This window comes from Nitratireductor sp. B36 (genome assembly GCF_020833685.1).
Taxonomy (GTDB): Bacteria; Pseudomonadota; Alphaproteobacteria; order Rhizobiales; family Rhizobiaceae; genus Nitratireductor.
Map to the genome: position 1 here is coordinate 114,372 of NZ_JACKZY010000005.1, position 14,088 is coordinate 128,459.

Genomic DNA, 14,088 nt, shown 5'->3' on the forward strand with positions numbered 1-14,088 from the left:
GACGAACACAACATCATTCTCAACAAAAGAGGGAACATCATGTCGCGTCTTCAGGATAGACTAAAGCACTTACGGAACCACGCCCGCGGCGTGTCGCTCGGCCTTGCCGCCGGTGCCGCGCTCATGGCCGGACTTGGCGCAGCCACGCCGGCGCTCGCCCAGGACAAGACGATCACCGCCGTCATGCATTCGGGCCTGCGCGTGCTCGACCCGATCATCACCACCGCCCACATCACCCGCAACCATGGCTACATGGTCTATGACGTGCTGGTGGCGGTGGACGAGAACTTTGAGCCACAGCCGCAGATGGCCGACTGGACCATTTCCGACGACAATCTCACCTACACGTTCACCCTGCGCGACGGGCTGAAATTCCATGACGGCGCGCCGGTGACGGCAGCCGATGCGGTGGCTTCGCTTCAGCGCTGGGGCAAGCGGGACTCGGGCGGCCAGCTCATCTTCGACGTGACGGAGAGCCTCGAGGCGACCGACGACAAGACGATTGTCTGGAAGCTCAAGACCCCGTTCCCGGCATTGCTCGACACGGTGGGCAAACAATCGGCCGTGCCGCCCTTCATCATGCCCGAGCGCGTGGCGAGCGGCTCCGCCGACGAGGCGATCACCGATTACACCGGCTCCGGCCCCTTCGTGTTCGTGGCGGATGAGTATCAGCCGGGCGTTTCCGTCACCTATCGCAAGTTCGAGGATTATGTCCCGCGCGAGGGCGAGGCGAGCTGGATGGCCGGCGGCAAGAACGTGAAGGTCGACGTGGTGAAATGGGTGACGATGCCCGACGCGCAGACCGGCATCAACGCGCTCCTGTCCGGTGAGATCGACTATATCGAGCAGGTGCAGATCGACCTTCTGCCGCTGCTTGAAACCAGCGAGGACGTGACGGTCGAGACGCGCGACGACCTGGGCTACCAGACGATCGGGCGCATGAACTTCAAACACCCGCCCTTCGACAATGTGAAGATCCGCCAAGCAGCGCAGATGGCGCTCAGCCAGGAAGCTGTGCTTGCCACGCTGATCGGCAATCCCGACTACTACAAGGTTTGCGGCGCGATCTTCGGCTGCGGCACGCCGCTGGGCGACGAGACCGGATCCGACACGCTGACCTCGGGCGGCGACATCGAGGGTGCGAAGAAACTGCTCGAAGAGGCCGGCTATGACGGCACGCCGATTGTCCTGATGCAGCCGACCGATGTGGTGAGCCTGACGGCGCAGCCCGTGGTGGCCGCACAGGCCATGCGCGAGGCCGGCTTCAATGTCGACATGCAGGCGATGGACTGGCAGACGCTCGTCACCCGCCGCGCCAGCCAGTCGAAACCTTCCGAAGGCGGCTGGAACATCTTCTTCACCAACTGGATGGTGCCGGAGATCAACTCGCCCCTCATCAGCCCCATGCTGAACGGCCGTGGCGATGCCGCATGGTTCGGCTGGCCGGAAGACGAGAAGGTGGAAGAACTGCGCGCCGCCTTCATCGCCGCCGACACGCCGGAAAAGCAGAAGGAAGTGGCGGTCGAAATCCAGAAGCACACGCTGGAGAACGTCCTCTACGTGCCGCTTGGCCAGTACATCATGCCACAGGCGCGCAGCAACAAGCTGACCGGCATGATCCCGTCGCCGGTACCAGTGTTCTGGAACATCGAAAAGGCGGAGTGATCGCCTGAGAACCCGCCCCGCCTGGTTGCCGGGCGGGGTCACCTCCGGGGCATTCGGGCTCTTGCCCGGCGCGGTTTCCTCGATCTCCCTGATGGGGATCGCGCGCTCCGTTTTTTATATTCAAAGCGCGTGTCAAAGGACATCACGTTTCGATGTTAGGCTACATCACCAGACGCATCCTGGCCGTCATCCCGGTCATGACCATTGTCGCCATCTTCGTTTTCCTCCTGCTGCGGCTCACCCCGGGTGACCCGGCGGCGATCATTGCCGGCGACATGGCCACACCTGCCCAGCTTGAGCGCATCCGCACCTCGCTTGGCCTCGCCGACCCCCTGCATGAACAGTTCATCACATGGGTGGGGCTGCTTCTTCAGGGCGAGCTTGGAACATCGCTCATCTCCAGCACGCCCGTCACCCAGATGATCGGGCAACGCATCTGGCCGACGGTCAACATCGCCGTGCTGACGATCCTGCTTTCGGTGCTGATCGCCGTGCCCATGGGTGTGCTTGCCGCCTGGCGGCACCGCACCTGGGTCGACTATGCGGTGATGACCTTCTCGGTTCTGGGCTTTTCCATTCCCGTCTTTGTGATCGGCTACATCTTCATAAAGATCTTCTCGATCGAGCTGCGCTGGTTTCCCGTTCAGGGCTATGTCGCGCCGTCGGAGGATTTTGGAAAATTCCTCTCGCGCGCCATTCTGCCATGCCTGACGCTTGCCACCATCTATGTGGCGCTGATCGCCCGCATGACACGCGCCTCCATGCTCGAGGTGCTGGGCGAGGACTATATCCGCACCGCGCGCGCCAAGGGCGTGAAGGAAACGGTGGTTCTTTTCCGCCACGCGCTTTCCAACGCCGCCGTGCCGATCATGACGATCATCGGCACCGGTTTCGCGCTCCTGATCGGCGGCGTGGTGGTGACGGAAAGCGTGTTCAACATTCCCGGCATCGGCCGCCTGACCGTCGATGCCATTCTGGCCCGCGACTATCCCGTCATCCAGGGCATGATCCTTCTGACGAGCGGTCTCTATGTTCTGATCAACCTGCTCATCGATCTTTCCTACACATTCTTCGATCCGAGGATCCGCTACTGATGGCCGCTTCCCCGCAACCCGCATCCCGCATGCAATGGCTCTTCGGCGCCATTGCCCTGCCGCAAGGTTGGCGGCTCGGTGCCGGCCCGATCATTGCTGCCATCGTGCTTGTCATCATTATTCTTCTGGCAGCTTTCGCGCCGCTGATCGTGCCGCATGATCCCATGGCCATCGACGCGCTCCAGCGCCTCAAGGGACCGAGCGAAACCTATCCGCTCGGCACCGACGCCTATGGCCGTGACGTGCTTTCGCGTGTCATCACAGGCGGACAGGTGTCGCTGTTCATCGGCATTTCAGCGGCGATTGTCAGTGTGCTGATCGGCCTTCTGATCGGCCTTGTCTCCGGATTCTTCCGGCTGGCGGACGCGATCATCATGCGCATCATGGACAGTCTGATGGCCATTCCCTCCATCCTGCTTGCCATTGCGCTGGTGGCGCTCAACGGGCCGAGCATCTGGTCGGTGATGGGCGCGATCACCATTCCCGAGATACCGCGTGTCGTGCGGCTGGTGCGTTCGGTGGTGCTTTCGGCGCGCGAGGAACCCTATGTGGAAGCGGCCATCGCGCTCGGTTCCTCCATGCCGAAAATCCTGTGGCAGCATTTGATGCCGAACACGCTCGCGCCGCTCATCGTGCAGGGCACCTATATCTGCGCGTCAGCCATCCTCACCGAAGCGATCCTCTCCTTTCTGGGGGCGGGTGTTTCGACCGAAATTCCCACATGGGGCAACATCATGGCCGAAGGCCGCGTGTACTTCCAGCTGAAGCCGTCGCTGATCTTCTGGCCCGGTCTGATGCTTTCGCTGTGCATCCTGTCGATCAACCTTCTGGGCGACACCGCGCGCGACATGCTGGACCCGCGCCTCAAGAAGCGGGAGGGGTGAAATGACAGTACTGTTGTATACCCAGCTTACGAACAGTCCCGCCGCAATCGGCAACCGCATCTCGTTGTGTTGTCTTGCAAACGGCGTCATCCCGGAAGCCCGAAGGGCTGTCCGGGACCCATTGGAAGAACATCGTGGAGCACGGCCCGGCTCCGGTTTGAACGCGAACTGGCATCACCCGCACCTTCTGCAGAGGTCGGCCGTGCCTCTCAATGGGTCCCGGCTCTTCCTTCGGTCGGCCGGGATGACGGAAACGGGAGGTGACTCCCTCCAGCGCTCCAAGCATCACATCCCGGAGCACGCAATATGAAATTCAAGGCCCGCACTTTCGACGATGCGCCGAATGTTCTGGAAATCGAAAACCTCACCGTGCGCCTCTCAGGCAACGAGAAGGCGGCACCCGTGCTCGACGGCGTGTCGCTCACGATCAGGCAAGGCGAAACCGTTTGCCTTGTCGGAGAATCCGGCTCGGGAAAATCCGTCACATCGCTCTCCGTGATGGGGCTTCTGCCGCGTGGCGCCCTGGAGGCGACGGGCGGGCGGATCGGGCTTGAGGGCAGGAACCTGCTCGAGCTCGGGCCGCAGGCCATGCGCGACATGCGCGCGCAGAAAATCTCCATGATCTTCCAGGAGCCGATGACAGCACTCAACCCGGTGATGCGCGTGGGTGAACAGATCGAGGAGGTGCTCAACACGCACACCAAACTCTCCGCCCGGGAGAAAAAGGCGCGTGTGCTCGACATCATGAACCAGGTGCACCTGCCGGATGTGGAGCGCATCTACCGTTCCTATCCACACCAGCTTTCCGGCGGCCAGCGCCAGCGCATCATGATCGCCATGGCGCTGATCCTCGAACCGCAGCTTCTGATCGCCGACGAGCCGACGACCGCGCTCGACGTGACGACGCAGCAGCAGATTTTGAGCCTGATCGCCGAACTGCAGGAAAAGCATGGAACCGCCGTGCTCTTCATCACGCACGATATGGGCGTGGTGGCGGAGATTGCCGACACTGTCCACGTGATGAAACTTGGCCGGATTGTCGAGCATGCCCCGGTGGAAGAGCTCCTGCGCCGGCCAAGGGAAGAGTATACGCGCCAGCTTCTGCAGGCCGTGCCAAGCCTGACCCCGCGCGCCGCACGCGATACGCCGGAAGGCGCGCCCGTGCTCTCGGTCAACAGCCTGCAGAAGATCTATGGCGCGCACGGGGTCTTCAAGCGCACGGAGCCGACGAAAGCGGCTACCGATGTGAACTTCACCATCCCGCGCGGGCGCACGCTGGGTATTGTCGGAGAAAGCGGCTCCGGAAAATCCACCGTCGCGCGCTGCATCATGCGGCTGATCGACCCGACCAAGGGCGAGATCCGCGTGGCCGACCAGGAAATCGCCACGCTTTCGCGCCGGGCGCTCCGGCCTCTGCGCCGTCACATCCAGATCGTGTTTCAGGACCCGTTCCGATCTCTGAACCCGCGCTGGACGATCGGGCGGAGCCTTGTCGAGGGACCGCTGAACATGGGGACGGACAGAAAGGCGGCACTTGAACGCGCTCGCGAACTCCTGAAGCTGGTCGGCCTGCCCGATGATGCGGTGGACCGCTATCCGCACCAGTTTTCAGGTGGCCAGCGACAGCGCATTGCGATCGCGCGCGCCATCGCCATGGAGCCCGATGTTCTGGTGGCGGACGAAGCGGTGTCCGCGCTCGATGTTTCGGTGCAGGCGCAGGTGCTCGACCTGCTCGACGAGCTTCAGAAGAAACTCGGCATCGCCATATTGTTCATCACCCATGATTTGCGCGTTGCGGCGCAGATCTGCGACGAGGTGGTGGTGATGCAGCATGGCCGCGTGGTCGAGCATGACAGCGCGGCCAATGTGCTCGCCGCGCCGAAGCACGCTTACACACGCGCGCTGATCGAAGCGGCGCCGGGGCGCCAGTGGGATTTCGCCAATTTCCGCGAGCTGGAAAGTGTGTGAAGCGTGTTTCGTGACCGATGCTGCAGCCGCTCCCCCGCCTCCGCCCGCCCCTCCCCCTTACCCTCTCCCCGCTCGCGGGGAGAGGGGGTGTCGGCGCTGGCGCCATGGCTTCATTCAGTCGGCGCGGGGCCGAAAAGGGCGACGTCCATGCTCTTCTCGCCGCCTGCCGGCTCACGCCACAAAGCACCGGGCGCCCGCCCCTCACCCTTACCCTCTCCCCGCACGCGGGGAGAGGGGGCGTCGGCGCTGTTGCTTGCGCTTCGAACGGCTGTGTGCCCGTTTCCCCACCGCGTCCTTCTCCCCGCAGGCGGGGAGAAGGTGCCGGCAGGCGGATGAGGGGCTTGCGCCTTGCCCGTCAGTTTTCATTCAACACCGGAGACTACCATGCCCGTACTACCCAAAATCGCCGACTATGCGGATGAGCTCACCGAGATCCGCCGCGACTTCCACCAGCATCCCGAGATCGGCTTCGAGGAAGTGCGCACCTCCGGGATCGTCGCGGAGCTTCTGAAAAAATGGGGCGTGGACGAGATCCACACCGGGCTCGGCAAGACCGGTGTGATCGGCGTGATCAAGGGCAAGAAGGAGGGCGGCCGCACTGTGGGCCTGCGGGCCGACATGGACGCGCTTCCCATGGATGAGATGACCAATCTGCCCTACGCGTCCAAGAACCCCGGCGCCTTCCATGGCTGCGGACACGACAGCCACACGACCATGCTTCTGGGTGCGGCGCGCTATCTGGCCGAAACGCGCGACTTCGCGGGCCGCGCGATCATGATCTTCCAGCCGGCGGAAGAGGGGCTAGGCGGTGCGCGCGCCATGCTGGCCGAAGGGCTGTTCGACAAGTTTCCCTGCGACGAAATCTACGGCATGCACAACAACCCGCTTGCGGAGCCGAACAAGTTCGGCGTCAAGCCGGGGCCGGCCATGGCGGGGGCGACCTTTTTCGACATCACCATCAATGGCGTCGGCAGCCATGGCGCGATGCCGCATCACGCGCGCGACCCGATCGTGATTGCTACGGCGCTGGTGCAGAACCTGCAATCGATCGTCAGCCGCAATGTGCAGCCGACGCAGCCGGCGGTGCTTTCGGTGACGCAGATCCATTCCGGCTCGGCCTATAATGTGGTGCCAGACAAGGCGGTGATCTCCGGCACGATCCGCTATTTCTCCGACGAGGTGCGCGACCTGATCCACGACCGGGTGGCAAAGCTCTGTGCCGGCTTTGCGGCGAGCTATGAGGTGGAGATCGTGCCGGACCTGCGGCCCGTCTTCGACGTGCTGATGAACGATGCCGACCTTTCGGAGGCCTATCGCGAGGCGGCGGCAGAGATTGTCGGCGAGGAGAACGCGACCATCACCAAAGAGCTGGTCACCGGAAGCGAGGATTTCGCCGACATGCTGAAGGCTGTCCCCGGCGCCTATTGCACGCTTGGGCACAAGGGCTCGATCCCGGTGCACAATCCCGGCTTCATTCTCGACGACGACATGCTGCCCGTGGGCGCGAGCATCATGGCGCGGATCGTCGAAAAGCGCCTTCCGCTCTGAGCCAGACACGACAGCGTTTTCGCTGAAATGCGAAAACGCTCCAACCCATTGTTTTGCGCAATTCAGGACGGAAACCGGTTTCCACTTTTCCTGGAATTGCTCCAGTTCAGGACACACATCATGAACATCAAAGACCTGCCCTTCGACACCGAAACGATGCTGGCCGGGCTCAAGCCGTGGATCCTCTGCGAAAGCCCCACATTCGACGCGGCTGCCGTGGACCGCATGATGGATCTTGCGGCCTACGAGCTCGCCGCAATCGGCGCGGAGATCGAGCGCATTCCGGGCCGGATGGGCTTTGGCGGCTCCGTGCGGGCACGCTTTCCGCACAAGGATTTCGGCAAGCCGGGCATTCTCATCTCCGGCCATCTCGACACGGTGCATCCCATCGGCACGCTGGAGAAGAACCCGTGGCGCATCGAGGACGGGCGCTGCTATGGCCCCGGCATTCAGGACATGAAGGGCGGCAATTATGTGAGCCTTGAGGCGATCCGCCAGTTGATCCGCGTCGGCATCGAGACGCCGCTGCCGATCACCGTTCTCTTCACGCCCGACGAGGAGGTGGGGACGCCTTCAACGCGCGAGCTGATCGAGATGGAGGCGCGCAAGAACAAGGTGGTGCTGGTGCCCGAACCCGCGCGCCCCGACGGCGGCGCGGTGACGGGCCGCTATGCCATTGCGCGCTTCAACGTGAAGACGGCAGGCCGGCCGAGCCATGCGGGCTGGGCGCTCAAGGATGGCCGCTCCGCCATCGCCGCCATGGCGCGCAAGGTGCTGGAGATCGAAAGCATGACCGGGGAGGACTGCACCTTCTCGGTGGGCGTGATCCATGCCGGGCAATGGGTGAACTGCGTGTCGTCCACCTGCGATGCGGAGGTGCTTTCCATGGCCAAACGCCAGGCCGATCTCGACCATGGCGTGGAGCGCATGCTGGCGCTTTCGGGCGAGGAAAACGACGTGGTGATCGAGGTGACGCGCGGCGTGACGCGGCCCGTGTGGGAGCCGGATGCGGGTACGATGGCGGTTTATGAACTGGCGCGCGGCATTGCCGGCGAAATCGGCTTCGAGCTGACCCATGCCAGCGCCGGCGGCGGCTCGGATGGCAATTTCACCGGCGCGCTCGGCATCCCCACGCTCGATTCCATCGGCGTGCGCGGGGCGGGGCTGCATACGCTCGGCGAATATATCGAGACCGACAGCCTGGTGGAGCGCGCGCAGCTCATGGCAGGGCTTTTGACGCGGCTGACATAAAACCCTTTCCGCGCAGCAACGCCGCAGCCGCCTCGCCGGCGCTGCGGATATAGGCCGTGTCGTGATGCACGAGCATGGTGGAAAAGGCGCCGTCGAGCAGAAGCAGGACATGGCGCGCGAGCTGCGGCGCGTGGTCGGGGTGTTCGATAGCGATCACCCCGGCAAGCCAGGCCTCAAGCCGCTTCTTGTGGGCCGAGGCCTGCTTCACCGCCGGGTGGCCCGGTGTCTCGACCAGCTCGGCCGCCGTGCGCAGGAAACCGCAGCCCTTCCAGCGGCGGCTTGCTGCACCCTTGGCGATGTTCTCGAAAATGGCGCGGATGCGCTCGGAAAGCGGACCCTCCGCCTGCGCAAACCATTCGGCGAAGAGGTCGAGATTGGGCTGGTCGCGGGAGGCGAGATAGGCGGTGACCAGATCGTCCTTGCTGCGGAAATGATAGTAGAGCGTCTTCTTGGTGAGGCCCGCCTTCTCCGCCACCGTATCCATGCTGACGGCGCGAACGCCCTTGCCATAAAACAGGCGGCTGGCCGTTTTGACGATTTTTTCCCGGGTTTGTGCGACGTCTCTGGGCATGGCAATCTACACTCACTAGTGAGTTTATATAATTGGCGTCTGATGTTAGCCCGGATGCAGGTTTCTGCAAAGGCATCGGAGGATGACATGTCGACCAGCACAGTGCTTTTTGAGAAGCGCAGCCAGATCGCGCTGCTGACGCTCAACCGGCCACAAAAGCTCAACGCCCTGAACTACGCGACCAATGACAGGCTCCTGGAGCTGCTGGATCAGATCGAGCAGGATGAGACCATCAAGGCGGTGATCCTGACAGGGGCGGGGGATCGGGCCTTCTCGGCCGGCGGCGACATTCATGAATTTACGCAAAGCATCAGGGACGGCGTGGATGTGGCGATGCGCGATTTCGTGCGGCGCGGGCAGGCGATGACGTCGCGCATGGAGGCGTTTCCGAAGCCCATCATCGCGGCGGTGAACGGGCTTGCCTTCGGCGGCGGCTGCGAGATCACCGAGGCCGTGCATCTGGCAATCGCAAGCGAGCGGGCGCTCTTTGCCAAGCCGGAGATCAACATTGGCATCCCGCCCACCTTCGGCGGCACGCAGCGCCTGCCAAGACTGGCCGGGCGCAAGCGGGCGCTTGAATATCTGCTGACGGGCGATCCCTTCAGCCCTGACCGGGCCTGCGAGATGGGCATCGTCAACCGGGTCGTGCCGCATGGAAAACTTCTCGATGCCGCCTTCGAACTGGCCGAACGCATCACGCGTCATTCCCCGCTGGCGAGCGCCCGTATCCTCCATGCGGTGACGCGCGGGCTCAACACCACCATTGCGGAGGGGCTGCTGATCGAGAGTGAACAGTTTGCCAGAATGGCTGTGACCCGCGACGTGCATGAGGGGCTCGGTGCGTGGATCGAGCGGCGGACGCCGCGCTATGAGGGGCGGTGATGCCGCGGTTCAGGTGGCGCGGGAAGACTCGGTGATGATCCATTGCCGGAAACGCGCCATCGCGTTTGTCTGTGGCCGGTCCGAGTGCCAGGTGAGGTAATAACGCCCGACAGAGACCGTGGTGCCAAAGGGCTGGGTCAACCGTCCCTCGGCGACCTGACGCGCAAACATGGCAACCGGCAGAAGCGCGACGCCCGCGCCCTCAGCGGCAAGCTGCGCCAGGGCGATGGAGGAATCCAGCACCGGGCCGGTGACGGGCGGGCAGGGTGTGCCCGCCGCCTCGAACCAGCCGGGCCATTCAGCACTGCGATAGCTTCTTAAGAGAACCATCTGGGCCAGATCCGCAGGCTCCGATAGACGCAGCGCGAGGGACGGCGCGCAGAGCGGCGCCATGGGTGCTGCGACAAGCGGGACCGCATCATTTCCGGTCCAGCTTCCATTGCCGAAGCGGATCGCCATGTCGAGCCCTTCACGCAGAATGTCGACGCGGTTGTTGTTTGTGGAGATGCGCAGGTCGACCTCCGGATGGGCGTTCTCGAAGGCGGCAAGCCTGGGCAACAGCCAGCCGAGCGCGAAGGTGGTGTTCACGCCGATCTTCAGGAGCTCCACATCGCGCCGCCCGGTGATGCGGGACAGCGTGCGGGCAATGCCGTCGAGCCCGTGTTCCAGCACGGGATAGAGGAGCCTCCCCTCATCGGTCGGCACCAGCCCGCCGGACGCCCGCAGGAACAGGGCGACACCGAGCCTATCCTCCAGCCGGGCGATCTGGTGGCTGACGGCGGCCTGCGTGACCCGCAACTCCTCCGCCGCCCTGGTGAAACTGCCCTGCCGCATGGCGACTTCGAACACGCGCAGCGCATTGAGCGGAATATCGGCTCTGTCCATAGGCATTACTTTATCTAATGATGCCCCTGATCATTTGTCGTTTGCGGCGCGAACACAAGCCGAAATATAGGATTGTCATGACATTGACTGATGTCATGCAAGGGCATAGCGGGGCTTCTCCGCCGGCTGAGAGGCAAACGCCAGCCGGCATGAACAAGGAACAAGACATGCGTAAACTGACATCTGTTCTGTCGCGCTTCGCGGCAGGGCTCGCCCTCGGCCTGTCGCTTTTCGGCCCCGCCAGCGCAGACGAGGGCGCTGCGACGCTCTCCCAGACAGTCGAGCGAATTGAAAGCACGCTTGGCGCACGGGTGGGCATCGTGATCCGCGACACCGGTTCGGACTGGCGCTGGAGCCACCGCGCGGAAGAACGGTTTCTGATGAACAGCACGGTGAAGGCGCTGATTTGCGGCGGCGTGCTTGCGAAGGCCGATGCCGGGGCGCTCGCTCTCGAAGATGCCCTGCCCATTCGCCAGTTCGATATCGTTTCCTATTCGCCGGTGACCCAGAAGCAAGTGGGCAAGGCCATGTCGATCGCAGATCTTTGCCTTGCCACACTGGACATGAGCGACAATGCGGCAGCGAACCTCCTGATCGGGCGGCTGGGCGGACCGAAGGCGGTCACCGCGTTTCTGCGCGATATCGGCGATCCCGTCAGCCGCCTCGACCGGCTGGAGCCGAAGCTCAACGCCTTCGCGCCCGGTGACCCGCGCGACACGACCACGCCGGCAGCCATGACCGAAACCTGGCATGCCCTGCTTCTGGGCGATGTGCTGAAACCCGCCTCGCGCACGCAACTCATCGAATGGATGAGCCATGGCGGCGTGACCGGCGCCCTGATGCGCGCCTCCCTGCCCAAAGACTGGGCGATCTCCGACAAGTCCGGCGCGGGAAGCCACACGCGCAATCTGGTGGCCATGGTGACGCCACCCGGCCGCGCACCCTTCCTCGTCTCGATCTTCATTTCCGACACGGATGTGGATTTTGAAACGCGCAATGGGGCGCTGAAGGATGTCAGTGCAGCCATCGTGAACGTGCTGAAAAGCCGATAGGAACGATACGGACGGTGCTGCGCTCAGAAATCGAGTGCAGCGCCGTCCACCACCTCCTTCATGACGAAAAAGGTGCGCGTCTGGCGCACGCCGGGCAGGGCGATCAACTGGCTGCCATGCAGCCGGTTGAAATCGGCCATGTCGCGCACCCGGATCTTGAGAAAATAGTCGAAATCGCCAGCCACCAGATGGCAATCGAGAATGAAGGGCAATTTGCGGATCGCCGCTTCGAAGGCGGAAAAGCTCTCCGGCGTGGAACGGTCGAGCACCACACCGACCATGACCAGAGCCCCGCGCCCGACATGCTTTGGTGCGACCGCCGCATGTACGCCGCGCACATAGCCTTCCCTGAAAAGCCGCTCGGTGCGGCGGTGGCAGGTGGCGGCACTGACGCCGACAAGCTTTGCCAGATCGGCATTGCTCAGCCGGCCATCGCGCTGCAGATGCCGGAGAATGCGCATGTCGGTGCGGTCAAGATTGCTCTCGGTGGAAGATTCTTCCATTCAGAATCCTATCGAATTGGAAAATGGATCAGTTATTAGGTCATGTCTGCATTTCATAAGCAATCTGCTGCTTAAATCTGAAAGCACATTCCGCAATTTCTCGGCTAGGCTCGCCGCAGATCAGACATCATCGAAAGGCCTGCCATGCTGGAAAAATTCGAACGCTATCCGCTCACTTTCGGCCCCACGCCCATCGAGAAGCTGGAGCGCCTTTCCGCGCATCTGGGCGGCGGGGTTTCGCTCTATGCCAAGCGGGAGGACTGCAATTCCGGCCTCGCCTTCGGCGGCAACAAGCTGCGCAAGCTGGAATATATCGTGCCCGATGCGATTGCTTCAGGTGCCGACACGCTGGTTTCGATCGGCGGCGTGCAATCGAACCACACCCGCATGGTGGCGGCGACGGCGGCGAAGATCGGCTTCAAATGCCGGCTCGTGCAGGAAAGCTGGGTGCCGCATGAAGATGCCGTCTACGACCGGGTCGGCAATATTCTCTTAAGCCGCGTGATGGGTGCGGATGTCGAAATGGTGGACGAAGGGTTCGACATCGGCATTCGCGAAAGCTGGGAAAACGCGCTGAAAGATGTGGAAGCGAAAGGCGGAAAGCCCTATGCGATCCCCGCCGGCGCCTCGGTGCATAAATATGGCGGCCTCGGCTATGTGGGTTTTGCCGAAGAGGTGCGCGCGCAGGAGAAAGAGCTCGGCTTCACCTTCGACTATATTGTCGTCTGCACCGTGACGGGCTCCACTCATGCCGGCATGCTGGTCGGTTTTGCCGCTGACGGGCGGGCGCGCAAGGTGATCGGCATCGATGCGTCCGGCACACCGGACCAGACCCGCGCGCAGGTGCTGGAGATCGCGCGCAACACGGCGAAGCTGGTGGAACTTGGCCGCGAGATTGCCGATGACGATCTGGTGCTGATCGAGGATTATGCCTACCCCGCCTATGGCGTGCCCTCGGAAGAGACGAAGGACGCAATCCGGCTTTGCGCGCGGCTTGAAGGCATGATGACCGACCCGGTCTATGAGGGCAAATCCATGCAGGGCATGATCGACCTGGTGAAGAAAGGCTTCTTTCCCGAAGGCTCAAAAGTGCTCTATGCGCATCTCGGTGGCGTGCCGGCCATCAATGGCTACAGCTATGCCTTTCGCAACGGGTGAGGGGAGAGGGGATTATACCCCCAGAAAACGCGCAAGCGCCTGATCCACCTCCGCCAGCAATGGTGTCTCGATATGGCCTATGCGGCGTCCGAGCTTCGCCACCGGCACGGCCGCGGGCTTGTCGACCATGATCTGCGAGACGGCCCTGAGGCCGTTTTCCTGCGAGGGCGCGACGGTGATGCGGAAAAGCGGCCATTCATGCACATCGCTGGTGATCCGCAAAACCACCACAGACGGCAATTCGGCAAAGGCATCGTCCTGCACGACAAGCGCGGGGCGCGGCTTGCCATAATCGCCGGCGACAGGGATGGTCACCAGATCCCCGCGCCTTATTTCCATTCGTCACCAAAGGAAGATAGATCGTCTTCCAGCTCACGCATGACCGCCGCCTCGTCGGACGAGACCCGGCTGGCAGCGGCGGCTTCACGTGCCTGCCGCGCGGCCTCCTCCTCAAACCGGCGGCGCCTGTCCTCTTCGATCTTCTCGAGAGCGAGACCGCGCATCAGCGCACCGAGAGATTTCCGGTCTTTTCTGGCAAGACGCGCAAGCGCATTCTTCGTCTCACCATCAATGCGGAAGGTGATCGACTCTTCTTTCTGGTTTTGCATTCGCGGCATGGCACGTCCC

At 63.0% G+C, this 14,088-nt stretch carries 14 protein-coding genes; 9 read left to right on the forward strand and 5 right to left on the reverse strand.

Going from position 1 to position 14,088, the window contains the following annotated elements; genetic code table 11:
• Window positions 1-39 precede the first annotated feature (39 nt).
• The 6 genes from H7H48_RS19120 to H7H48_RS19145 all read left to right on the forward strand — a co-directional run bounded on the left by H7H48_RS19120 (window position 40) and on the right by H7H48_RS19145 (window position 8,410).
• Window positions 40-1,665 carry an ABC transporter substrate-binding protein gene (locus H7H48_RS19120; protein ID WP_229450740.1) on the forward strand — a complete coding sequence of 542 codons (1,626 nt, stop codon included), beginning with the start codon at window positions 40-42 and terminating at the stop codon, window positions 1,663-1,665.
• Between the two features lie 152 nt (window positions 1,666-1,817).
• Window positions 1,818-2,759 (forward strand): ABC transporter permease, encoded by a 942-nt coding sequence (locus tag H7H48_RS19125; protein WP_229450741.1) that lies wholly within the window; start codon window positions 1,818-1,820, stop codon window positions 2,757-2,759.
• Between the two features lie 29 nt (window positions 2,760-2,788).
• The gene (locus H7H48_RS19130; RefSeq protein WP_229450898.1) at window positions 2,789-3,643 is read left to right on the forward strand and encodes an ABC transporter permease; all 855 of its coding nucleotides are present in this window, start codon (window positions 2,789-2,791) and stop codon (window positions 3,641-3,643) included.
• Between the two features lie 306 nt (window positions 3,644-3,949).
• Entirely contained in the window at window positions 3,950-5,611 is a 1,662-nt protein-coding gene (locus H7H48_RS19135) for an ABC transporter ATP-binding protein (protein WP_229450742.1), read from the forward strand.
• Between the two features lie 384 nt (window positions 5,612-5,995).
• A complete protein-coding gene (locus H7H48_RS19140) occupies window positions 5,996-7,159 on the forward strand; it encodes a M20 aminoacylase family protein (protein ID WP_229450743.1) in 1,164 nt (387 codons plus the stop codon).
• A 120-nt stretch (window positions 7,160-7,279) separates the two neighbouring features.
• Entirely contained in the window at window positions 7,280-8,410 is a 1,131-nt protein-coding gene (locus tag H7H48_RS19145) for a M20/M25/M40 family metallo-hydrolase (RefSeq protein WP_229450744.1), read from the forward strand.
• Here the strand turns inward: H7H48_RS19145 and H7H48_RS19150 are convergent.
• Window positions 8,379-8,981 carry a TetR/AcrR family transcriptional regulator gene (locus H7H48_RS19150; RefSeq protein WP_229450745.1) on the reverse strand — a complete coding sequence of 201 codons (603 nt, stop codon included), beginning with the start codon at window positions 8,979-8,981 and terminating at the stop codon, window positions 8,379-8,381. The genes H7H48_RS19145 and H7H48_RS19150 overlap by 32 nt on opposite strands.
• 87 nt (window positions 8,982-9,068) lie before the next feature.
• Here H7H48_RS19150 and H7H48_RS19155 point away from each other — a divergent pair, with 87 nt between their 5' ends.
• Complete coding sequence (locus H7H48_RS19155) at window positions 9,069-9,863, forward strand: crotonase/enoyl-CoA hydratase family protein (protein ID WP_229450746.1); 795 nt, start codon at window positions 9,069-9,071, stop codon at window positions 9,861-9,863.
• Between the two features lie 9 nt (window positions 9,864-9,872).
• Here H7H48_RS19155 and H7H48_RS19160 read toward each other — a convergent pair whose 3' ends face one another.
• The gene (locus H7H48_RS19160) at window positions 9,873-10,748 is read right to left on the reverse strand and encodes a LysR family transcriptional regulator (RefSeq protein WP_229450899.1); all 876 of its coding nucleotides are present in this window, start codon (window positions 10,746-10,748) and stop codon (window positions 9,873-9,875) included.
• Window positions 10,749-10,915: 167 nt separating this feature from the next.
• On the opposite strand from H7H48_RS19160, the gene bla reads away from it, so the two are divergent.
• Window positions 10,916-11,800: a class A beta-lactamase gene (gene bla, locus H7H48_RS19165; RefSeq protein WP_229450747.1), complete on the forward strand. Its 885-nt coding sequence runs from the start codon at window positions 10,916-10,918 to the stop codon at window positions 11,798-11,800.
• Between the two features lie 23 nt (window positions 11,801-11,823).
• Here bla and H7H48_RS19170 read toward each other — a convergent pair whose 3' ends face one another.
• On the reverse strand, window positions 11,824-12,303 hold the full coding sequence (locus tag H7H48_RS19170; RefSeq protein ID WP_229450748.1) for an Lrp/AsnC family transcriptional regulator: 480 nt from the start codon (window positions 12,301-12,303) through the stop codon (window positions 11,824-11,826).
• A 144-nt stretch (window positions 12,304-12,447) separates the two neighbouring features.
• Between H7H48_RS19170 and H7H48_RS19175 the strand changes: the two genes are divergently transcribed.
• A complete protein-coding gene (locus H7H48_RS19175) occupies window positions 12,448-13,461 on the forward strand; it encodes a 1-aminocyclopropane-1-carboxylate deaminase (RefSeq protein WP_223006496.1) in 1,014 nt (337 codons plus the stop codon).
• A gap of 12 nt (window positions 13,462-13,473) precedes the next feature.
• Here the strand turns inward: H7H48_RS19175 and H7H48_RS19180 are convergent, their stop codons facing one another.
• Together H7H48_RS19180 and H7H48_RS19185 are read right to left on the reverse strand one after the other, a co-directional pair.
• On the reverse strand, window positions 13,474-13,800 hold the full coding sequence (locus tag H7H48_RS19180) for a type II toxin-antitoxin system PemK/MazF family toxin (RefSeq protein WP_223006497.1): 327 nt from the start codon (window positions 13,798-13,800) through the stop codon (window positions 13,474-13,476).
• Window positions 13,791-14,078 (reverse strand): hypothetical protein, encoded by a 288-nt coding sequence (locus H7H48_RS19185; protein WP_229450750.1) that lies wholly within the window; start codon window positions 14,076-14,078, stop codon window positions 13,791-13,793. Before H7H48_RS19185 ends, H7H48_RS19180 begins: the two co-directional genes overlap by 10 nt.
• Between the last annotated feature and the right edge of the window lie 10 nt (window positions 14,079-14,088).

Bases quoted from the DNA above. Each gene is read 5' to 3' on its own strand.
- H7H48_RS19120 (WP_229450740.1), top strand. From the start codon at position 40: ATGTCGCGTCTTCAGGATAGACTAAAGCACTTACGGAACCACGCCCGC.
- H7H48_RS19125 (WP_229450741.1), top strand. From the start codon at position 1,818: ATGTTAGGCTACATCACCAGACGCATCCTGGCCGTCATCCCGGTCATG.
- H7H48_RS19130 (WP_229450898.1), top strand. From the start codon at position 2,789: ATGCAATGGCTCTTCGGCGCCATTGCCCTGCCGCAAGGTTGGCGGCTC.
- H7H48_RS19135 (WP_229450742.1), top strand. From the start codon at position 3,950: ATGAAATTCAAGGCCCGCACTTTCGACGATGCGCCGAATGTTCTGGAA.
- H7H48_RS19140 (WP_229450743.1), top strand. From the start codon at position 5,996: ATGCCCGTACTACCCAAAATCGCCGACTATGCGGATGAGCTCACCGAG.
- H7H48_RS19145 (WP_229450744.1), top strand. From the start codon at position 7,280: ATGAACATCAAAGACCTGCCCTTCGACACCGAAACGATGCTGGCCGGG.
- H7H48_RS19150 (WP_229450745.1), bottom strand. From the start codon at position 8,981: ATGCCCAGAGACGTCGCACAAACCCGGGAAAAAATCGTCAAAACGGCC.
- H7H48_RS19155 (WP_229450746.1), top strand. From the start codon at position 9,069: ATGTCGACCAGCACAGTGCTTTTTGAGAAGCGCAGCCAGATCGCGCTG.
- H7H48_RS19160 (WP_229450899.1), bottom strand. From the start codon at position 10,748: ATGGACAGAGCCGATATTCCGCTCAATGCGCTGCGCGTGTTCGAAGTC.
- bla (WP_229450747.1), top strand. From the start codon at position 10,916: ATGCGTAAACTGACATCTGTTCTGTCGCGCTTCGCGGCAGGGCTCGCC.
- H7H48_RS19170 (WP_229450748.1), bottom strand. From the start codon at position 12,303: ATGGAAGAATCTTCCACCGAGAGCAATCTTGACCGCACCGACATGCGC.
- H7H48_RS19175 (WP_223006496.1), top strand. From the start codon at position 12,448: ATGCTGGAAAAATTCGAACGCTATCCGCTCACTTTCGGCCCCACGCCC.
- H7H48_RS19180 (WP_223006497.1), bottom strand. From the start codon at position 13,800: ATGGAAATAAGGCGCGGGGATCTGGTGACCATCCCTGTCGCCGGCGAT.
- H7H48_RS19185 (WP_229450750.1), bottom strand. From the start codon at position 14,078: ATGCCGCGAATGCAAAACCAGAAAGAAGAGTCGATCACCTTCCGCATT.